At 72.6% G+C, this 19,388-nt stretch carries 22 protein-coding genes; 14 read left to right on the top strand and 8 right to left on the bottom strand.

All coding sequences use genetic code 11. The features are described from left to right. Positions 1 to 279: 279 nt before the first annotated feature. A complete protein-coding gene (locus AB0F11_RS10810) occupies positions 280 to 1,347 on the bottom strand; it encodes a hypothetical protein (RefSeq protein WP_362170549.1) in 1,068 nt (355 codons plus the stop codon). Next, positions 1,347 to 2,090 carry an RNA polymerase sigma factor gene (locus AB0F11_RS10805; protein ID WP_362170800.1) on the bottom strand — a complete coding sequence of 248 codons (744 nt, stop codon included), beginning with the start codon at positions 2,088 to 2,090 and terminating at the stop codon, positions 1,347 to 1,349. The genes AB0F11_RS10810 and AB0F11_RS10805 overlap by 1 nt, the downstream gene beginning before the upstream one ends. A gap of 454 nt (positions 2,091 to 2,544) precedes the next feature. Between AB0F11_RS10805 and AB0F11_RS10800 the strand changes: the two genes are divergently transcribed. The 8 genes from AB0F11_RS10800 to AB0F11_RS10765 all read left to right on the top strand — a co-directional run bounded on the left by AB0F11_RS10800 (position 2,545) and on the right by AB0F11_RS10765 (position 9,141). Next, the gene (locus tag AB0F11_RS10800) at positions 2,545 to 3,048 is read left to right on the top strand and encodes a 2-oxo-4-hydroxy-4-carboxy-5-ureidoimidazoline decarboxylase (protein ID WP_362170547.1); all 504 of its coding nucleotides are present in this window, start codon (positions 2,545 to 2,547) and stop codon (positions 3,046 to 3,048) included. A gap of 152 nt (positions 3,049 to 3,200) precedes the next feature. After that, positions 3,201 to 3,581: a succinate dehydrogenase, cytochrome b556 subunit gene (gene sdhC / locus AB0F11_RS10795; RefSeq protein ID WP_362170545.1), complete on the top strand. Its 381-nt coding sequence runs from the start codon at positions 3,201 to 3,203 to the stop codon at positions 3,579 to 3,581. 5 nt (positions 3,582 to 3,586) lie between these two features. Beyond that, positions 3,587 to 4,069, top strand: a complete 483-nt coding sequence (locus AB0F11_RS10790; protein ID WP_362170543.1) for a succinate dehydrogenase hydrophobic membrane anchor subunit — start codon at positions 3,587 to 3,589, stop codon at positions 4,067 to 4,069. A 26-nt stretch (positions 4,070 to 4,095) separates the two neighbouring features. Next, positions 4,096 to 5,850 carry a succinate dehydrogenase flavoprotein subunit gene (sdhA, locus tag AB0F11_RS10785; protein ID WP_362170541.1) on the top strand — a complete coding sequence of 585 codons (1,755 nt, stop codon included), beginning with the start codon at positions 4,096 to 4,098 and terminating at the stop codon, positions 5,848 to 5,850. Then, entirely contained in the window at positions 5,850 to 6,608 is a 759-nt protein-coding gene (locus AB0F11_RS10780) for a succinate dehydrogenase iron-sulfur subunit (protein ID WP_361919574.1), read from the top strand. Before sdhA ends, AB0F11_RS10780 begins: the two co-directional genes overlap by 1 nt. 157 nt (positions 6,609 to 6,765) lie before the next feature. Next, positions 6,766 to 7,374, top strand: a complete 609-nt coding sequence (locus tag AB0F11_RS10775; RefSeq protein ID WP_362170539.1) for a Uma2 family endonuclease — start codon at positions 6,766 to 6,768, stop codon at positions 7,372 to 7,374. Positions 7,375 to 7,452: 78 nt separating this feature from the next. Further along, entirely contained in the window at positions 7,453 to 8,556 is a 1,104-nt protein-coding gene (locus AB0F11_RS10770; RefSeq protein ID WP_362170537.1) for a serine hydrolase domain-containing protein, read from the top strand. Positions 8,557 to 8,604: 48 nt separating this feature from the next. Beyond that, positions 8,605 to 9,141 carry a hypothetical protein gene (locus AB0F11_RS10765; protein ID WP_362170535.1) on the top strand — a complete coding sequence of 179 codons (537 nt, stop codon included), beginning with the start codon at positions 8,605 to 8,607 and terminating at the stop codon, positions 9,139 to 9,141. Here the strand turns inward: AB0F11_RS10765 and AB0F11_RS10760 are convergent. Further along, positions 9,117 to 9,416 (bottom strand): hypothetical protein, encoded by a 300-nt coding sequence (locus tag AB0F11_RS10760; RefSeq protein ID WP_362170533.1) that lies wholly within the window; start codon positions 9,414 to 9,416, stop codon positions 9,117 to 9,119. The genes AB0F11_RS10765 and AB0F11_RS10760 overlap by 25 nt on opposite strands. A gap of 259 nt (positions 9,417 to 9,675) precedes the next feature. Between AB0F11_RS10760 and AB0F11_RS10755 the strand changes: the two genes are divergently transcribed. The 4 genes from AB0F11_RS10755 (at position 9,676) to AB0F11_RS10740 (ending at position 12,582) form a co-directional block, all read left to right on the top strand. After that, positions 9,676 to 10,851: a hypothetical protein gene (locus AB0F11_RS10755; protein WP_362170531.1), complete on the top strand. Its 1,176-nt coding sequence runs from the start codon at positions 9,676 to 9,678 to the stop codon at positions 10,849 to 10,851. Between the two features lie 142 nt (positions 10,852 to 10,993). Further along, positions 10,994 to 11,398 (top strand): hypothetical protein, encoded by a 405-nt coding sequence (locus AB0F11_RS10750; RefSeq protein WP_362170529.1) that lies wholly within the window; start codon positions 10,994 to 10,996, stop codon positions 11,396 to 11,398. 3 nt (positions 11,399 to 11,401) lie between these two features. Continuing rightward, positions 11,402 to 11,842 (top strand): DCC1-like thiol-disulfide oxidoreductase family protein, encoded by a 441-nt coding sequence (locus AB0F11_RS10745; RefSeq protein WP_362170527.1) that lies wholly within the window; start codon positions 11,402 to 11,404, stop codon positions 11,840 to 11,842. 11 nt (positions 11,843 to 11,853) lie between these two features. Continuing rightward, positions 11,854 to 12,582: a TetR family transcriptional regulator gene (locus tag AB0F11_RS10740; protein WP_362170525.1), complete on the top strand. Its 729-nt coding sequence runs from the start codon at positions 11,854 to 11,856 to the stop codon at positions 12,580 to 12,582. Between the two features lie 327 nt (positions 12,583 to 12,909). Here AB0F11_RS10740 and AB0F11_RS10735 read toward each other — a convergent pair whose 3' ends face one another. Further along, positions 12,910 to 13,899, bottom strand: a complete 990-nt coding sequence (locus AB0F11_RS10735) for an NAD(P)-dependent alcohol dehydrogenase (protein ID WP_362170523.1) — start codon at positions 13,897 to 13,899, stop codon at positions 12,910 to 12,912. A 99-nt stretch (positions 13,900 to 13,998) separates the two neighbouring features. Here AB0F11_RS10735 and AB0F11_RS10730 point away from each other — a divergent pair, with 99 nt between their 5' ends. Continuing rightward, positions 13,999 to 14,637 (top strand): TetR/AcrR family transcriptional regulator C-terminal domain-containing protein, encoded by a 639-nt coding sequence (locus AB0F11_RS10730; protein WP_362170521.1) that lies wholly within the window; start codon positions 13,999 to 14,001, stop codon positions 14,635 to 14,637. Between the two features lie 28 nt (positions 14,638 to 14,665). Here AB0F11_RS10730 and AB0F11_RS10725 read toward each other — a convergent pair whose 3' ends face one another. Together AB0F11_RS10725 and AB0F11_RS10720 are read right to left on the bottom strand one after the other, a co-directional pair. After that, positions 14,666 to 15,973 carry a metallophosphoesterase gene (locus AB0F11_RS10725; RefSeq protein ID WP_362170519.1) on the bottom strand — a complete coding sequence of 436 codons (1,308 nt, stop codon included), beginning with the start codon at positions 15,971 to 15,973 and terminating at the stop codon, positions 14,666 to 14,668. Further along, a complete protein-coding gene (locus tag AB0F11_RS10720) occupies positions 15,970 to 16,239 on the bottom strand; it encodes a hypothetical protein (protein WP_362170517.1) in 270 nt (89 codons plus the stop codon). The genes AB0F11_RS10725 and AB0F11_RS10720 overlap by 4 nt, the downstream gene beginning before the upstream one ends. 121 nt (positions 16,240 to 16,360) lie before the next feature. Here AB0F11_RS10720 and AB0F11_RS10715 point away from each other — a divergent pair, with 121 nt between their 5' ends. Beyond that, positions 16,361 to 17,641 carry a D-alanyl-D-alanine carboxypeptidase gene (locus tag AB0F11_RS10715; protein ID WP_362170515.1) on the top strand — a complete coding sequence of 427 codons (1,281 nt, stop codon included), beginning with the start codon at positions 16,361 to 16,363 and terminating at the stop codon, positions 17,639 to 17,641. A 25-nt stretch (positions 17,642 to 17,666) separates the two neighbouring features. Here AB0F11_RS10715 and AB0F11_RS10710 read toward each other — a convergent pair whose 3' ends face one another. Together AB0F11_RS10710 and AB0F11_RS10705 are read right to left on the bottom strand one after the other, a co-directional pair. After that, positions 17,667 to 18,575 (bottom strand): YihY/virulence factor BrkB family protein, encoded by a 909-nt coding sequence (locus tag AB0F11_RS10710; protein ID WP_362170513.1) that lies wholly within the window; start codon positions 18,573 to 18,575, stop codon positions 17,667 to 17,669. A 166-nt stretch (positions 18,576 to 18,741) separates the two neighbouring features. Further along, the gene (locus tag AB0F11_RS10705) at positions 18,742 to 19,341 is read right to left on the bottom strand and encodes a 2'-5' RNA ligase family protein (RefSeq protein WP_362170511.1); all 600 of its coding nucleotides are present in this window, start codon (positions 19,339 to 19,341) and stop codon (positions 18,742 to 18,744) included. Between the last annotated feature and the right edge of the window lie 47 nt (positions 19,342 to 19,388).

The following is a 19,388-nucleotide window of genomic DNA, read 5'->3' as shown; positions in this document are numbered from 1 at the left end:
GGGTCGGGGCGCCCCCCCGTTGGTCTATTTGGGGTGTGGGGGGCGGGGGGGCCCCCCCCCCCCCCCCAACCGGGGGGGGGGGGGCCCCCCGCGGCCCCCCCCCCCACCGCTTTGTGCGTACAGGGGGAGGAAGAAGAGAGGGGGGCGCGGGCAGGGCCGGGGGAACGAACCCCGCCCGCGCCGGGTGCGCAGAGCCCAGGGGTACGGGGGGAACCCCGGCTCATGCGCGGCCGATGACCAGTCGGCTCGTTCTGTACTGCGCCACAGGTTCGAAAAGTGTTACAGCCCGTTGAAGGCGCTGGTCGTGGGCCGCGTCACAGGGGACGAGGACGGCGTCGGGACGGCCGGGGCGAGCGTGGGCGCCTTGAGGACGTCACCGCTGTTGCCCGAGGAGCGGGGCGCGGTGGTGGAGCCCTTGGTCCCGGAGGGCCCGTCGAGGAGCGCCTCGCAGTAACTCGGGATCCGGGCGAGGCCCTGGGCCAGCTTGGACAGGCGCTCGCGGCGGTCGTTGGTCATGTGCCCCGAGCGGTACGCCTCGCACAGGTCGACCGCCTTCAGGCGGATCTCCTTGTCCTTGTCGTGCAGCTCGGTCGCGCCGCCGAGGGTCTCCTTGCCGGCGTTGCCCCCGGCGCCGCCCGTGGCGGCCGAGCCCGCCGAGCGCCCCGTACCGGCATCGAAGCCGGATTCCGCGCCGGTTCCGCCGCCCTGCGCCGAGCCGTCGGCGAACCCGCCCCCGGCGGCGGTGCCGCCGGGCGTGGACAGGGAGCCGTCGGGGCTGCGCAGCGGGTGGGGGCGCAGCTGCGGTCCGGAGCTCGGGCCCGCGGTGCCGCCGGCCGGCGCCGGGTCCTCGTCGGAGCTCAGCGAGACGGCGGGACCGGGGGTGGCGGTGTCGTGGGTGACGCGGTCGAGCAGGCCGGCGCCCGCGGCGGCGGCGATGCCGCCCACGGCGACGCTCGCGAGCGCCGCGGCCAGGGCGAACCGCACCTGGCGGGGGCGCCGCCGGGCTGCGGCAGCCGGGGCGAAGGGGGAGGCAGGCACGAAGGTGCCGAGGTCCAGCACGGACGCCGAGGGGGCGGTGGCGATGGGGGAGGGCGCCGCTGCCGCGGCGGCTTCGGGCGACGACGCGGCGGAGCCGGCGCGCGCCGCGCGGAAGGCGGCCACGGCCGCGGCCTCCCCGGGCAGCTCGGCCCCGGCGGGCGCCGCGGGGGCGGCCAGCATGTCGAGGGCGGCCCGCAGGCGTGCTTCCGCTTCCCGGGCCCGGACATCGCCGACGGGGGCGGCCGGCCCGCCGCGCAGCACTCGTTCCGCCGCGGCCTGGTTCAGCCACCTGTTGCGCTCGTCGGCCATCACATGTCCTTCTGCGTCCGCCAACGTGAATGCGTCACACCGGTTTGTTCCACGAGGCCAGCGCCCCGGCCGCGCTGTGCCGGAACGGCGTCGAGATCCCGCTCGACGGCAGCGCCCCGTGCCGGGCCACCGGCATTATGGCCGACCCCGGCCGGCGGGTTTGACCCAGGCTCCGGATCCGTCTCGAAGCCGCCCTCCGCGCCGAGCATCTCGGCCAGTTTCTTCAGACCGCGGTGGGCTGCGGTGCGTACGGCGCCGGGCCGCTTGCCGAGGGTCTCGGCGGCGCTCTTGGCGTCCAGTCCGACCACCACGCGCAGCACCACCGCCTCCGCCTGGTCCTGCGGGAGGCGGGCGATCAGCGCCATGGTCCGTCCGGTGGACAGGGCCTCCATGGCCTCGCCCGCGGTGTCGGAGTCGGCGGCGCGGCCCGTCAGCTCGGTCTCGTCGCCGCCGATGGCGGGCCGGCGGCCGCGCATGCGGATGTGGTCCAGGGCCCGGTTGCGGGCGACCCGGGCGGCCCAGCCGCGGAAGCGGTCGGCGTCGCCGGCGAAGGAGTCGAGGTCGCGGGCGATCTGCAGCCATGCCTCGGAGGTCACGTCCTCCGCATCGCCGTCGCCGACGAGCGTGCGGACGTACCCGAGCAGGCGCGGGTGCACGGAGCGGTACACAGCACGGAAAGCGTTCTCGTCGCCGCCCTGCGCCGCGAGCACGGCGGCGGTCAGCTCCGCGTCGTCCCCCAGCAAAGTCCCCAACCGTTCCACTGTCCTGTACGTGTGGCGCAAATCAGCACGTTACGGCTTTCAAGTACCTTCGTCCACGAGTTGTACGGGGAGCAACCAATCGTGCGCGAAGCGGGGTGTGACACAAAACGCACGCGTGACGCTGAGGGGAGTACGGGCTTGTCGCACGAGCCCGTACGGACGGCGACCGGGGCCTCTCCTGTGGGGGGTGGCGGCCTCGGTCGCCTTCCACCCCCTCCACGGCTCCTCCCCCGCGAGCCGCGTCGGCGCGTCGGCGCGTCACCCATCATCCTTCCGGCTCACTTCCGGGTGAAATCCCGGGGTGCCTGCGCCATGCCCCGCCCCTCGTCGCTAGCGTGGCGGCACACCCGCGTCGCGCCCAGAGGAGCCCCCGCTGTCCAGCCATCTTCCGGCACAGGCCCGCGGCAGCCCCGCCCCGTTCCACCCCTCCGGCCTGATGCGCTTCAACGCCCTGTCGGCCGAGGCCGCAGAGGCCGTCCTGCTCCACTGCTGCGGCAGCCTGCGCTGGGCGCAGCGGGTGGCCGCGCACCGGCCGTACCCGGACGCGGACGCGCTGCGGGCCGCGGCCGACGAGGCCTCGTACGACCTCTCCCAGGGCGACCTGGCCCGGGCGCTGGCCGCGGAGCTCCCGGTGGAGCTGGGGCGCGGGGCCCCGTACGCGGCGCTGCTGGCGCTGGCCGCCGCCCATGCGGAGTACGAGCGCAAGTTCGGGCACGCCTTCGTGATCTGCCTCGACGGGCATCCGCCGGAGGAGCAGGCCGACCAGCTGCTGGGTGCGATCCGGTGCCGGATGGAGCTGGAGGTGGACGAGGAGCGGTCGATCTCGGCCGACGAGCTGCGCCGGCTCGCGCAGGCGCGGCTCGCCGACCTGACGCATTGGCTCGCCTCTCCGGACGGGGCGACTGCGGCCGAATTCGGGCTATTCGCCCCCGTGGGATAGGCCGTCCGTGCCTGTTTGATCACACCGGCGGACCCCGCGCGAAGGAACCGACAAAGCGTCGCTACGATGTCCGGGGCCGGTGGACCGTACCCGGCCGGGCCCGACCGACAACGAAGCCGGCTGGCCCCCGCCCCGCTTCCGGAGGGTTTTCCGTGCCGGCTGGAACGTTGTACCGCGGCCGGGAAGGAATGTGGTCCTGGGTGGCTCATCGAGTCACCGGCGTCCTCATTTTCTTCTTCCTGTTCGTACACGTCCTCGACACCGCTCTCGTCCGCGTCTCCCCCGAGGCGTACGACGATGTCGTGGCTACCTACAAGACTCCGATCGTCGCGCTGCTGGAGTACGGCCTCGTCGCCGCCATCCTGTTCCACGCGCTCAACGGTCTCCGTGTCATCGCAGTGGACTTCTGGTCCAAGGGACCGCGTCACCAGAAGACGATGCTCTGGTGGGTCGTGAGCATCTGGATCCTGCTGATGGTCGGGGCCCTGTACCCCGTGCTCGGCCACGCAGCCAGCGAACTGTTCGGGAAGTGACGCGCATGTCTTCTGACACTTCTTCCGCCCAGGCGATCGGCGACGTGGAGGGCGTGAGCCTCTACGACGTCGACAACCCGGCTCCGTACATCGAGGCCCCGCGCAAGCGCACCGGCAAGACGCCGCGCTCGACCCGGGGCAACTTCGAGATGGCCGCGTGGCTCTTCATGCGCCTCTCGGGCATCGTGCTCGTCGTCCTGGTCATCGGCCACCTCGTCATCCAGCTGGTGCTGGACGGCGGCGTCTCCAAGATCGGCTTCGCCTTCGTGGCCGGCCGCTGGGCGTCCCCGTTCTGGCAGGTCTGGGACCTGCTGATGCTGTGGCTCGCCATGCTGCACGGCGCCAACGGCCTGCGTACCGTCATCAACGACTACGCGGAGCGCGCGAACACGCGGCTGTGGCTGAAGGGCCTGCTCTACACCGCCACGGTGTTCACCATCCTTCTGGGCACGCTGGTGATCTTCACCTTCGACCCGAACATCCGCTAGGCAACGGGGCTGAGGCGACACATCTCATGAAGATCCATAAGTACGACACCGTCATCGTCGGCGCCGGCGGCGCGGGCATGCGCGCCGCCATCGAGGCGACGAAGCGCAGCCGCACCGCGGTCCTGACGAAGCTCTACCCCACCCGCTCCCACACGGGCGCCGCGCAGGGCGGCATGGCCGCCGCGCTGGCGAACGTGGAGGAGGACAACTGGGAGTGGCACACCTTCGACACGGTCAAGGGCGGTGACTACCTGGTCGACCAGGACGCCGCCGAGATCCTGGCGAAGGAGGCCATCGACGCCGTCCTCGACCTGGAGAAGATGGGCCTGCCGTTCAACCGCACCCCGAACGGCACCATCGACCAGCGCCGCTTCGGCGGCCACAGCCGCAACCACGGCGAGGCCCCGGTCCGCCGCTCCTGCTACGCGGCCGACCGCACCGGTCACATGATCCTCCAGACGCTGTACCAGAACTGCGTCAAGGAGGGCGTGGAGTTCTTCAACGAGTTCTACGTCCTGGACCAGCTGATCACCGAGGTCGACGGCGTCAAGAAGTCCGCCGGCGTGGTCGCGTACGAGCTGGCCACCGGCGAGATCCACGTCTTCCAGGCGAAGGCCGTCATCTACGCCTCCGGCGGCAACGGCAAGTTCTTCAAGGTGACCTCCAACGCGCACACCCTCACCGGTGACGGCCAGGCGGCCTGCTACCGGCGCGGCCTGCCGCTGGAGGACATGGAGTTCTTCCAGTTCCACCCGACGGGCATCTGGCGCATGGGCATCCTGCTGACGGAGGGCGCCCGCGGTGAGGGCGGCATCCTCCGCAACAAGGACGGCGAGCGCTTCATGGAGAAGTACGCGCCGGTCATGAAGGACCTCGCGTCCCGTGACGTCGTCTCGCGCTCCATCTACACGGAGATCCGCGAGGGCCGCGGCTGCGGTCCCGAGGGCGACCACGTGTACCTGGACCTGACGCACCTGCCGCCGGAGCAGCTGGACGCCAAGCTCCCGGACATCACGGAGTTCGCGCGCACCTACCTCGGCATCGAGCCGTACACGGACCCGATCCCGATCCAGCCCACCGCGCACTACGCCATGGGCGGCATCCCGACCAACGTCGAGGGCGAGGTCCTGGCGGACAACACCACCGTCGTCCCGGGCCTGTACGCGGCCGGCGAGGTCGCGTGCGTGTCGGTGCACGGCGCCAACCGCCTGGGCACCAACTCGCTGCTGGACATCAACGTCTTCGGCAAGCGCTCCGGCATCGCCGCGGCCAAGTACGCCGCCGACAACGACTACGTCGAGCTGCCGGAGGACCCGGCCCGGCTGGTGGTCGACCTCGTCGAGCAGCTGCGCAACTCCACGGGCACGGAGCGGGTCGCCGACCTGCGCAACGAGCTCCAGGAGACGATGGACGCCAACGTGTCGGTGTTCCGCACGGAGCAGACCATCAAGACCGCGGTCGAGAAGATCGCGGAGCTGCGCGAGCGGTACAAGAACGTCTCGATCCAGGACAAGGGCAAGCGGTTCAACACGGACCTGCTGGAGGCCATCGAGCTGGGCAACCTGCTCGACCTGGCCGAGGTCATGGCCGTCTCCGCCCTGGCCCGCAAGGAGTCCCGCGGTGGCCACTACCGCGAGGACTACCCGAACCGCGACGACGTCAACTTCATGCGCCACACCATGGCGTACCGCGAGGTGGCGGCCGACGGCAAGGACTCTGTCCGGCTCGACTACAAGCCCGTCGTCACCACCCGCTACCAGCCGATGGAGCGTAAGTACTGATGGCCACCCCGACCCTCGACAAGGTGGAGGCGGAGTCCGCCGCCTCCCCGTACATCACGGTCACCTTCCGCATCCGCCGCTTCAACCCCGAGGTCTCCGACCAGGCGGAGTGGCAGGACTTCCAGATCGAGATCGACCCGAAGGAGCGCGTGCTCGACGGTCTCCACAAGATCAAGTGGAACCTGGACGGCACGCTGACCTTCCGCCGTTCGTGCGCGCACGGCATCTGCGGGTCCGACGCGATGCGGATCAACGGCAAGAACCGCCTTGCCTGCAAGACGCTGATCAAGGACATCAACCCCGAGAAGCCGATCACGGTCGAGGCCATCAAGGGCCTGACGGTGATGAAGGACCTCGTGGTCGACATGGAGCCCTTCTTCCAGGCGTACCGGGACGTCATGCCGTTCCTGGTCACCAAGGGCAACGAGCCGACGCGCGAGCGTCTGCAGTCGGCTGAGGACCGCGAGCGCTTCGACGACACGACGAAGTGCATCCTCTGCGCGGCCTGCACCTCCTCGTGCCCGGTTTTCTGGAACGACGGCCAGTACTTCGGCCCGGCGGCCATCGTCAACGCGCACCGCTTCATCTTCGACTCGCGTGACGAGGCCGGCGAGCAGCGCCTGGAGATCCTGAACGACAAGGACGGCGTCTGGCGCTGCCGCACCACGTTCAACTGCACGGACGCCTGCCCGCGCGGCATCGAGGTCACCAAGGCGATCCAGGAAGTCAAGCGCGCCCTGATCACCCGCCGCTTCTGACCTTCCCGGTCGCAGCTGCACCACGAAAGCCCCGCCCCCGGTTTGTGCACCGGGGGCGGGGCTTTCACCGCTTCTGCCGAACGCATGGCCTTCCGGCCGCCCGGGTGCGGTCCGTCCTACGATGATGTTCTCGACAGCAGCCCACGGGAGGCACGTGATGTCCGCAGCACCCGCTGAGCAGCCCCTTGGCGATCGGCCTCAGATCGACGAGGCCAACCGAATCATGGAGCGGCTTCCTGGCTACCGCGTCGAGATCATCGGAGGACAGATCATCGTGTCCCCACCAGCCGACGGCGCCCACGCCCGGGTCCTGACCGAGCTCATGCTTCCCTTCCTCACGGAAGGGTTGCACGGCGAGGACGCAAAGGTGCTCCAGGGAATCGGCCTCTGGCTCCCCGACGGGCGCGAGGACTACGCCATTCCCGACCTCTCGCTGGTCGACGCCGACTTCGAAGACCGCCACATCGAGAACAACTGCTACGACCCCGTCGTCTTCCGGCTGGTCCTGGAGGTCACCTCCTCCAACTACAAGACCGACCTGCGCACCAAGGTCGCCGCCTACGCCAACGCCAAGGTCCCCGTCTACGTGATCGTGGACCGCAGGCACGGCCGCCTGCACGTCCTCACCGACCCGGCGCAGGACGAGTACGCCACCCACCGCATCCATGCCCCCGGCGACCTCGTCACCCTGCCCGAGTCCATCGGCGCCAAGGTGACCCTGGACGTCGCCGAGATCCTCACGGCGGCGGGGCGCAAGGCCGAGTAGCGCCTCGGGGGGGCGTTCAGGGCGGTGTGAGGGTCACCCCTGATGGCCGTGCTGGCCGCCCGCGGAAGACTCGTCGGCATGAAGAAGCCCTCGAACTCCCGCTCCCGCTCAACCCGTTGGCCCACCCTCGCCGCCGGGTGCGCGGCTCTCGTGGCCGTCACGGTCGGTGCGGTGCCCGCCGCGGCCGACGGGCCGGAACCTGCCGCAATCGCCGCCGGGGTGCGGGCGCCGGTCGACCGGGAGCCCCTGCGCGCCCTGATGGCCCCCGACGGCGTGGCCTCCGGCACCATGGTGCGCCTCAGCGCGCCGGGGCTCGGGTGGACCGAGGCTAGGGGTGGGCTCTCGCAGGATCCGGCGGCGTACTTCCGGATCGGGAGCGTCACCAAGGTGTTCACCTCCACCGTGGTGCTGCAGCTCGTGGCCGAGGGGCGGTTCACGCTGGACACGCCCGTGCAGGACCTCCTGCCCGGGACCCTGCCCGCGCACTGGCACCCCATCACCGTCGGACAGCTGCTCAGCCACACCAGCGGGCTCGGGCTGCCGTGCGTCGCCCCCGAGAACCCGCAGGCGCCGACGCCGGCCGCGGTGGTCGCCGCGCTCACCGACCCCGCCTGCCCGGCGCCCGAGTACCCGGTCACCCGCCAGCAGTACAACGGCTTCAACTACTTCCTCGCCGGGATGGTGATCGAGAAGGTCACCGGGCGCCCCTACGCGGACGAGGTGCAGCGGCGGATCGCCCGCCCGCTCGGGCTGTGGCACACGTATCTGCCCGCCCCCGGCGACACCGCGATGCCCGCGCCCTCGCTCGCCGCGCCCTCCGCGGTCGAGCCGTGGGCCTGGGCCGAGGGCGGGATGATCTCCAACGGCCCCGACCTGGAGCGGTTCCTCGGGGCGCTGCTGCGCGGCCGGCTGCTGCCGCCCGCCCAGCAACGCGAGCTGTTCGCGATGCCCGCCCTTGCGCAGGGCGCGCAGGACCGGTTCAGCAACGCCGGCCTGTTGCGCGCCGAGCTGGCGGACGGCACGGTCGTCTGGGGCAAGACCGGCTCCATGGAGCCCTACACCAACGGGGTGTTCGCCGCGGGCGACGGCCGCCGGGTGCTCGTCTACTCGTACACCGGCCTCACCCGCGACCCGGCCGCGCAGCGCCGCCGCGCCGAGGACCTGGTCGCGGCCGCCTTCTGAACCGGGTTCCCGGGTCGCGCGGACGGGCGCTGTGCAAAGATCGGCCTCATGAGTGAGCAGCAGCCGAATCCCTACGCGAGCGACAACGGGGCTCCGGGCAGCCCGAGTTACGGCTACCCGCAACCCTACCCGGCGTCCCCGGGCTACCAGCCCACCGTCGGCGGCGCGGGCATCCCGGCCCAACCGCACCAGCCCCCGGCCTACCCGCCGGCCCCCCTCCCCGGCCCGGCCATGGGCGGCGGGGGGTCCGGTCTGGCGCTCGGCGACATCACCATCGCCGGCGACCAGATCATCACCCCGTCGGGCACGATGCCGCTCAAGGGCGCGATGTGGAACGCGCAGGACCTCTCCCGCACCGAGACGAAGATCCCGCCGCACGCCATCGTGCTCGCGATCGTCTTCTTCCTGTTCTGCCTGCTGGGCCTGCTGTTCCTCCTCATGAAGGAGAAGACCACCACCGGCTACATCCAGGTCACCGTCACCAGCGGCGGCCGGCACCACTCCACGATGATCCCGGCGACCGACCCGGGCACCTTCCAGTGGGTCATGGGCCAGATCAACTACGCGCGCTCCCTGAGTATCTGACGGGTGATCGTCGGGTCGGTGATGCCGGTGTCGTCCGCCAGCATCACCGCCTTGCCGAGGATCAGCGCCGGCATCCGGTCCCCCTCGAACGGCAGCCAGCCGGCGTCCGGCCCCCGCTCCGAGCGGCCCGCCGGGACGATGCACACGTACTGCTCGTCCGGGTCCACGAGGACGTTGCCCGAGCCCGGGTGGATCCGGTACGCGCGCGGCTCGCCCCGTACGTGCAGGTAGCGGCCCTCGATCCGGCAGCGGTCGGCGATGGCGAGCCGCGGCACCAGCCGCTTCAGCAGGGCGCGGCGGGTCTCGGCGCTCCGGTTGAGCTCGCCGAAGCCGTAACGCGGACCAGTAGGCGCGGAAACGGCCTCACACCCTCGCCTTTCCCATGTCCCGCAGCGTACGAGCGGCCACGGACAGTCCGTGACGACGGCCCGTACGGCCCGTGCGGCCCCCGGCGGCCCGGATGGCAGGCGGATCTGCGGCGTGCCAGGCTGGGAGGTGGGTCCGGTCTCGCACGGACGCACCGAGAGGGCCGCCATGGCCGATTTCCTGGTCAACACGACCACCCGGGACTTCCAGTTCCAGCCGTTCGCCGCCGCGCAGCTCGGCACCACGTACACGGTCATGTGGGCCGACGGGAGCGACGCGGCCGTCAAGGGGCAGCTCCTGAAGACGGACGGGACCAGGATCGCCGGGGAGTTCACGGTCAACGTTCCGACGCCGACGGACGGCAGTACCAGCCGCGCGTGGCCCGCCTTCGCCTTCTCCGGCTCCAACACCTTCGCGGTCTGGGTGGAACTCCCCTCCGCCGCACCGCCGCCCGCGCCCGGGGTGAAGCTGCAGCGCTTCTTCGACGGGCAGCGGCAGGGCCCCGAGGTCCAGGTCAACACCTCGGACATCGACCCGGGGACCCGGCCCGGCGTCACGCGCATGCCCGACGGCGGCTGCGTGGTCGTCTGGCTCGGCGCGCGGCAGGACCGGCGCGTGCTGGCGCGCCGGTTCGATGCGGAGGGCGAGGCGACCGGCCCCGAGTTCTCCGTCGCCACCGCGGCGGGCGAGCACACGGGGGCGGCGGTGACCGTCCTCTCGGACGGGAACTACGTCGTCGCATGGAACGCGGCGCCCGGCGACCGGCTCACGTTCCGGTTCTTCGACTTCGACGGGGACACCCCGCGCGGGGGCGAGTTCAGCCCGAACCTCACCGCGTTCGCCGGCCGGGGCGCGCTCGCGCCGCTCGACGACGGCCGCTTCGTGCTGGCGCACCTGAGCCGCATCGGGGACAGCGAGCTCGGGGAGATGCAGAGCACCGTCGTGGCGGGCGTGTTCGACGCCGACGGCGCCGAGGTGGCCGCCGTCCCGGCCGGCGAGCCGCGGGGGGTCACCCGCTCCTCGCCCGCGCTCGCGGCGCTTCCCGAGGGGCGCTTCCTGCTGGGCTGGGTCGAGCGGAGCGCCGTCAGCCCCGACGCCGTCCCCACGGTGATGGCGCAGCTGTGCTCCGCCGACCGGGGCCCGCTCGCCGAGCCGGTGGCGGTGAGCACCGCCGCGGACGGCGCCCGGTTCCAGCTGTGCGCGGCGACGGCCGCCGGGGGGAACGGCGCCCAGAGCGCACTCCTCGTATGGGCGGACGACAGCCCCGCCACCGGCGGCGACAAGCCCGCCTTCTCGGTCCGCGGCCGCACCTTCGAGGTCACGGCGGCGGGACGCCTCCTCTGACCCCGGCGGCGGCAGCAAGGGCGGCAGCGGCGGCGGCAGCGAGGGATTTGAACTCGTTCGAAAGCAGACTTGAACCCGTTCAAAGAGAGGTCTACAGTCAGTCCTGCCAACGAGTTGAACACGTTCAAGGGGGGCGAGGGCAATGGACCTCACCGTCATCGCATACGTCATCTACCTGCTCATCAGCATCGGACTCACCGTCTGGGTGGCCCGCACGCTCAGCCGCAACGGACGCGTCTTCATCGCCGACGTCCTGCACGGCAACGAGAAGCTCGCGGACGCCGTGAACCACCTCCTGGTGGTCGGCTTCTACCTCGTCAACATCGGCTTCGTGACCCTCTACCTGAGGTCGGCCGACAGCATCGACACCGCACGCGGCCTCTTCGAGGCCCTGTCGGTCAAGCTCGGCGTCGTCCTGCTCGTCCTCGGCGCGATGCACCTCGGCAACGTCTGGGTGCTGAACAAGATGCGCCGCCGCGGGATCATGGAGCGCCAGCAGACCCCGCCGATCGCCCCGCAGGGCTGGACCGCTCCCGCCGGGGCCTGAGCGATGACCACGGCAGCGCAGGCCACCCGGCACCTGACCGTCCTGTACGACGCGCACTGCCCGCTGTGCGTCCACATCCGGCACTGGCTGCTCGGGCAGCGCTGGCTGGTGCCGCTGCGGCTGGTGCCGGCCGGGTCCCAGGAGGCCCAGCGGCGCTTCCCGCGGCTCGACCACGCCTCGACCCTCCGCGAGATCACCGTGATCGGCGATTCCGGGCAGGTGTGGACCGGCACCGACGCCTTCATCGTGTGCCTGTGGGCGCTGGCCGAGCACCGGCCGAAGGCCAACTGGCTCGCCACCCCGGCGGGCCGGCCCTTCGCCCGGGCCGCCATGTACACGGCCTCGGCCTGGCGCCAGGCGGTCCGCACGGGGGTCGGACCGCAGGACGCCGATGTGGATGCCGAGGGCACCGCCTGTGGCGACCACTGCTCCGCACCCCGATAGGCTCGTACACCGTGACTGATCAGAAGGCTCCCAAGAGCGAACAGACCCGCACGCTCATCCTCGAAACCGCGCTCCGCCTCTTCCAGGAGCGCGGCTTCGACAAGACGACCATGCGGGCCATCGCCAAGGAGGCCGGAGTCTCGGTCGGCAACGCCTATTACTACTTCGAGTCGAAGGAACACCTGGTCCAGGGGTTCTACGACCGGATCGGCGCCGCCCACCAGGCGGCGGTCCGGCCCATCCTGGAGCAGGAGACCGACCTGCAGAAGCGGCTCGCGGGCGTGCTGACGAGCTGGCTCGACATCGCGGCCCCGTACCACGAGTTCGCCTCGCAGTTCTTCAAGAACGCGGCGGATCCGGAGAGTCCGCTGAGCCCGTTCTCTCCCGAGTCGGAGCCGGCCCGCAAGGCCGCGATCGACATGCACCGCGAGGTGCTGGCGGGCGCGAAGACGAAGGTGCCGGAGGAACTGGCCGACGTACTGCCGGAGCTGATGTGGCTCTCGCAGATGGGGCTGGTGCTGTACTGGGTCTTCGACCGGTCCCCGGACAGCGAGAAGTCGCGCCGGCTCGCCCAGCGCGGTGCGCAGTTGACGACGCGGGGCATCGTCCTGGCCCGCTTCCGGGTGCTGCGGCCGCTGGTGCGGGAGCTGCACGAACTGTTCGCGGACTTCCTGCCGGGCATGGCGCAGACGGCCGCGTCAAGGAAGAAGCCCGCCTCGACCCCCGACCCGGCCGAATAGCCGGACCGGCCAACTCCAGCCGCCCGCTTTCGAAGCAGGGGTCCGGCCATCCAGCCGCCCGCTTCCGAAGCAGGGGTCCGGCCATCCAGCCCCGCCGGCGATTGAGGCGCGGGGTCTGGGGCGGCGCACCGGCAACCCCGGCTCCGCCGACCGTCAGACCCCGGCCGGGAACCCCGCCAACCTCCGAAACCGAGGGCCGGCACATCCAGCCCCTCGTCCCGGGCAAGGGCGGAGCTGGAATTGCCGGACTCCCGGCTCAGGTGGCGGCGGAGCCGGGATGGCCGAGCCCCGGCCGACACGGGGGCGGGGGCCGGGCCGTGGGGTCGGTCAGGGGTGGCGCGAGGGCGGCGGGGCTATGGTGATGGCGGTTTTGCCGCGGGCCTGGCCGGCTGCGAGGCGGCGGACTGCCTCCGGGACCTCGTCCAGGCTGTACGTGGCGCCCACCACCGGGGTCACCCGGCCGGACTCGATCAGGCCGTTCAGGACCTCCAGGTCGGCCCGCCGCGGCGGCGCGAAGAACACCGCCAGCCGCTGCCGCACGAACGGCGACAGTACGAGCGCGCACAACTGCCGCCTCAGCCCGATCCAGTCGCCGGCGTCCTCGCCGCCCGCGATGACCAGGGTCCCGCGGGGCGCAAGGGCCCGGCGGAGCCGGGACAGCGGGCTGCTCCCGCCGATGTCCAGGACCAGGTCCCAGCTCCGGCCGCCGGCCGCGAAGTCCTCGCGGGTGTAGTCGATGACCCCGTCCGCACCGACCGAGCGCACCAGGTCCGCCTTGGCCGTACTGCACACGCCGGTCACCTCCGCCCCGAAGGCCTTGGCCAGCTGCACCGCGTACGTCCCCACCCCGCCCGAGGCGCCGACCACCAGCACCCGCTGCCCCGGCCGCACCCGGCCGGCGTCCCGCAGCCCGCGCAGCGCCGTGCACGCCGAGACCGCGACGACGGCGGCCTCCTCGAAGCCGAGCCGGGCCGGCTTGGGGGCGATCCGGTCCGCGCGGGCGACCGCGTACTCGGCGAAGGAGCCGCGGGCGACCCCGTACACCTCGTCGCCGACCGCGAAGCCGGCCACCCCGGCGCCCACCGCGGCCACCGTCCCCGCCACGTCCAGCCCGGCCACCGGGTGCCTCGGCGTACGCAGCCCCAGGCCCAGCCGGACCGCGTACGGCCTGCCCGCCATGGCGTGCCAGGTGCCGCGGTCCACGCCGGCGGCCCGGACCCGCAGGAGCACCTCGCCGGCCCCGGGGACCGGCCGCGGCACCTGCGCCGGCCGCAGCACGCCGGGCGTGCCGTAGCCCTCCTGGACGATCGCCCTCATGGATTGCATCCGGTCCGCCCTCTCTCCCGTACTAAGTACGACTTACTTAGTACGGTACCCTCGGGGCAGCAGTCAACTCCCCCACCACGACGGAGAGACATGGCCCCGCTCAGCCGGGACAAGGTGCTCGCCGCGGCGGTCGCCGTCGCGGACGCCGGCGGCCTCGCCGCGCTCACCATCCGGTCCCTGGCCCAGGAGCTCGGCGTCAAGCCGATGTCCCTGTACCACCACGTGCCCAACAAGGAGGCGATCCTCGACGGCATCGTCGACTCCGTCTTCGCCGAGATCGACCTGCCGCCGGCCGACGCCGACTGGCGCACCGCCCTGCACCACAGGGCCCGCTCGGCCCGGGCCGTGCTGCGCCGCCACCCGTGGGCGACCGCGGTGATGGAGTCCCGCGCGCACCCCGGGCCGGCCACGCTGCGCCACCACGACGCGGTCATCGCCACCCTGCGGCGCGGCGGCTTCCCCTTCGCGCTCGCGGCGCACGCCTATTCGCTGCTGGACAGCTACGTCTACGGGTTCGCCCTGACGGAGACCGCCCTGCCGTTCGACCCGCAGGACGCGGGCGGGGCCGCGGAGGAGTTCCTGGCCGCGTTCCCGGCGGAGGCCTATCCGCACCTGGCCGAGTTCACGAAGGAGCACGTGCTCGCGCCCGGGTACGACCACGGGGCGGAGTTCGACTACGGGCTGGAGCTGATCCTCGACGGCCTCGAACGCCGCCTCGCCGCAGCCTGAGTCCTCAGACCCTCAAGCCCACAAGCCCTCAGGCCTGGTACGAGGCCAGCTCGACCACCGTGATGTCCGAGGGCGCGCCCACCCGGACCGGCGGCCCCCAGGCGCCCGCCCCGCGGGACACGTACAGCTGGGTGTCGCCGTAGCGCTCCAGGCCGGCGACGGTCGGATTGGCGAGCTCGGCGAGGTAGTTGCCCGGCCAGAGCTGGCCGCCGTGGGTGTGGCCGGACAGCTGCAGGTCCACGCCGTGGCGGACCGCCTCGTGGATGACGACGGGCTGGTGGGCGAGGAGCACGGCGGCGCGGGCGCGGTCGCGGTCCCCGAGGGCCGCTGCGAAGTCCGGGCCGTGGCCCTCCCGCTCGCCCTGGACGTCGTTGACCCCGGCCAGGTCGAAGTGCGGCAGGGCGCGGCGGGCGTTCTCCAGCGGGGTGAGGCCGAGCTCGCGGACGTGCTCGATCCAGGGTGCGGCGCCCGAGAAGTACTCGTGGTTGCCGGTGACGAAGTACGCGCCGTGCCGGGCCTGCAGCCCGCGCAGCGGTTCGGCGGCGGGGCCGAGGTCGTGCACGGTGCCGTCGACGAGGTCGCCGACGACGGCGATCAGGTCGGGCTGGGTGCGGTTGACGGTCTCGACGATGCGGGCGGTGTGGGCGCGACCGAGGACCGGGCCGAGGTGGACGTCGCTGACGACGGCGATCCGGAAGCCGTGCGCGGCGCGGGGCAGCTTGGCCAGGGGCACCTGCACCCGCTTCACGCGCGGGCCGCGCAGCACCCCGTACGTGCCGTATCCGACGGTTGCGGCCGCGGCGGTGGCCGCGGCGCCGCCGACGGCGCGCGCGACGAACAGCCGCCGGCTGATCCCGCCCCCGTCCGGGGCGCCGGCCGCCGGAGGGCCGGACCGCTGCGGCTCGGACCCGGCTTCGGGCTGCGGCTCGCGCGCCGGCTCGGGCGCCGGCTCGGGCTCGGGCTCGGGCTCGGGCTCGTACGCCGGCTCCGGTGCAGTGGCCGCCTCCGCGGCTGCGGCCGGGCGCCGGCGCAGCAGGACCGCGCGGACCGGTTCCGCGACCAGCATGGCCAGGCTCAGGTACAGCAGCACGGCCAGCCACAGGTAGCCCGGCCAGGCCACCGCCTGTTGCAGCGCGAACGGCGCTCCGGCGCGGCCCGAGGTGAGGGCGGCCAGCGACAGCAGCGGCAGGGCGAAGGCGAGGACGGTGCCCGTCCGGCGGGCCGGGCCGCCGGGGCGGGTGGTGTCCCTCACGAGGCGGACCCACAGCCAGCGGTGGACGAGCCCGAGCAGGCCCAGGACCAGCAGGACCGCGGCCGCGAAGAGCGCGACCGTCACTCCTTCGGCTCCTGCGGGCCCTGCCGCGACTCACGCCGCAGCGCGAGGACCCCGCGCAGGCCGATCACACCAACGGCCGTCCCCAGGAGAAAAGACGTGATGGCCAGGAGAAGGTGGACCCAGAAATACGTCGTCGGCTCACCGGCCGCGTCAAAGGCCAGGCCGCTGCCGTCCTTCCACAGGTTCCGGACGAAAGACACCCAGATGAACCAGCTCCACACTCCGAAGACGAGCAGGAACCAGGAGGCGGCGCGGCTGAGTTTCATGCCCCCAGTATCGGTTCGGTCCCCGGGACGGGTGCGCGGGGGTGGGCTGTCCCGGCACTGGTTGGCCCGACTTGGCCGGTCCCGAACGGCCGCGCTGCAATCTGCATGTACGTTCACCTGCGTGTCTGCAAAGAAGACTGCATGGACGGTCCTGTCCGCCGGGCTGCTCGTCCCCGGGATGCTCGTCCCCGCCCTCCTCGCGGCGCCCGCCCACGCCGCGCCGCCCCCTCCGCCCCCGGCGGACGGCAAGGGCAAGCCGCAGGAGGCCCAGGGCCCCGGGCTCGCGCCGCCCGAGTCGATGTCCACGGTGGGCGGGGCGCTGCTCGGCAAGCCCGGGGTGCAGGTGAGCCCGATGGCGGGGGCGCCGGCCCTGCCTGGCAACCTGACGGGGCGGTCGTGGATCGTGGCCGACGCCGAGACCGGGGAGGTGCTGGCGGCGAACAACGCGCACTGGCGGCTGCCGCCGGCGTCCACGATGAAGATGCTCTTCGCGGACACGGTGCTGCCCAACCTGCCCAAGGACCAGGTCCACAAGGTCACCGTGCAGGAGCTGGAGGGGGTGGGCGCCGGCTCCAGCGAGGTCGGGCTCAAGGAGGAGCTCGACTACTCGGTGCACGACCTGTGGCTCGGGGTCTTCCTGCGGTCCGGGAACGACGCCGTGCACGTGCTCTCCGCCATGAACGGCGGCATCGAGAAGACCGTGCACGACATGCAGGCGCACGCCGAGGAGCTCCAGGCCCTCGACACCCATGTCGTCTCGCCCGACGGCTACGACGCCTCGGGCCAGGTCTCCAGCGCGTACGACCTCACCCTGATCGCCCGCTCGGGCCTGCAGAAGAAGGACTTCCGCGAGTACTGCAGCACGGCGAGCGCGAAGTTCCCCGGTGAGCAGGAGCCGGGCAAGCCGCGCGAGTACTACGAGATCCAGAACACCAACCGGCTGATGACGGGCGCGGGCGGCATCACCCCGTACAAGGGCATCGCCGGGGTGAAGAACGGCAACACCACGATGGCCGGGGCCACCTTCACCGGCCTGGCCCAGCACGGCGACAAGAAGCTGCTGGTGACGGTGATGAACCCGAGCGCGGGCGGGGCCAACTCGGTCTACGAGGAGACCGCCATGCTCCTCGACTGGGGCTTCGCGGCGGCCGGGAAGGTCCGCCCGATCGGCGAGCTGGTGCCGCCGAAGAGCGCCGACACCTCCTCGCACGGCTCGCCCGCCCAGTCCCACCACCGGGCCTCCGTGGCGGCCGGCTCCGGCTCGGGCGGCGGCCTCGGGACCGCGTTCGGCGTGGTGGGCGGGGCGCTGGCCGTGGTGGCGAGCTGCGTGTACGCCGTGAACCGCCGCTTCCCGCCGGGCCGGCGCAGCCGCGGCCAGGGCCCGGATCCCGATGCGCCGTGAGCGCGGGGAGGGGGGCGCCGGCGGCTCAGCCGTCCGTGGCGCGGGCGGGCCGGGAGCCGGGCCCGTCCTCCCCGCCTGTCTCCCCCTCGGCGGGGGTGGCCGTCCAGGCCGCGCAGAACAGCAGCAGCTTCGCCGTCAGGTTGATCCAGATCAGCAGGGCGACCGGCACGCCGAAGGCCCCGTACATGCTCTTCGCGGCGACCTCGCGCATATAGCCGCTGAGCAGCAGTTTCAGCAGTTCGAAGCCGATCGCGCCGAGGAGTGCCGCCTGGACCAGCCGGCGGCGCGGCGGCTCCACCCCCGGCAGCAGGGTCAGCAGGTACAGCAGCAGCAGGAAGGCGGCCACGACACCGACGAGGAAGGCCCCGGCGCGCAGCAGGAACCCGCCCGCGCCGTGCGGCGGGATGCCCAGCGCGGAGCCGAACTTCCCGACCGCGCTGGCGCCGATGATCGAGGCCGCCGCCGAGGCCAGGCCGGCCGCGCCCAGGCCCAGCAGGACGAGGGTGTCCTTGCCCTTGCGGACGACGACGTTGCCCTCGTCCTCGTCGTCCTTCTCCCACACGGCGCGCAGGCAGTCCCGCATGGAGCCGACCCAGCCGACGCCGGTGAAGAGGAGCACGACCCCGGCGACGAGGCCGATGGTGGCCGCGTTCGCGACGAGCCCGGGCAGGTTCAGCTGGTCGGAGATGCCGGGGACCTGCTCGGCGAGGGCCTTCTGCAGCTTGTCCAGCTGGTCCTGGCTGAGCAGCGCCGCGCCGACCGCGGCGGCGAGGGTGATCAGCGGGAAGAGGGCGAGGAAGCTGATGAAGGTGATCGCGGAGGCCAGCCGGGCCCAGTGGACCCGGTCGAGGCGCTCGTACGCGTGCCAGGGGCGGGTCCGCATCAGGCGGGCGGCCGCCGGCCCGACCACCGGGAGTTTCCTCAGCCAGTCCATGGGGTCACCGTAAAGGAGCGTACGGAAATCGCCGGGATCGCGGTGTCGGGGCGCTACGGTCGTCGATTGTGACTTTTCGTCCCGGTCTTCGCCCGTTCCACACCCTGGTCCTGCGGACGGTCCGCTTCCACGCCCGCCAGACGCTGCGGCCGCTGCGCCCGCCGCGTCAGGTGCGCCGCGTGGAGGCCTCGGTCGCCTCGTCGGCCGGTGAGCCGAGCTGCGCCGGGACCCCGCCCGCGGCGCCGCTGCCGAAGGGGTACTCGCGCAGCTTGCGCCACACCCCGTCGGAGCCCTGCTCGTAGAGCGCGAAGCCGGTGCACAGCCACTCGGCCGCGTAGTCGGCGAGGGTGTCGAAGGCCAGGTCCATCGCCTCTTCGGAGATCCCGTGGGCGACGGTGACGTGCGGGTGGTACGGGAACGCCAGCTCCCGGTCGATCGGGCCCTGCGGGTCGCGGACCAGGCCCTGGAGGCGGGTGCAGCCCGCGCCGCCCTCGGCGAGCTTGACGAAGACGACCGGCGAGAGCGGGCGGAAGGTGCCCGTGCCCTCCAGACGCATCGCGAACGGCGCGAAGGCCGCCGCGACCTCGGCCAGGTGGGCCCGGATCTGCGGCAGCCGGTCCCCGGCCACCTCGGTGGGCGGGACGAGGGTGACGTGCGTGGGGATGCCGTGCGCGGCGGCGTCCCCGAAGCCGGCGCGCAGCTGCTGGAGCTGGCTGCCGTACGGCTCCGGGACCGCGATCGAAACGCCGAGCGTTACGGTCCCCACGTATGTCTCCTCCGTCGTCTGTGTGGCGGCTGTGCGTGCGCGCCGCC

The organism is Streptomyces sp. NPDC032472 (assembly GCF_040636955.1).
Taxonomy (GTDB): Bacteria; Actinomycetota; Actinomycetes; order Streptomycetales; family Streptomycetaceae; genus Streptomyces.
This window is presented reverse-complemented; position numbering and strand designations above follow the sequence as displayed.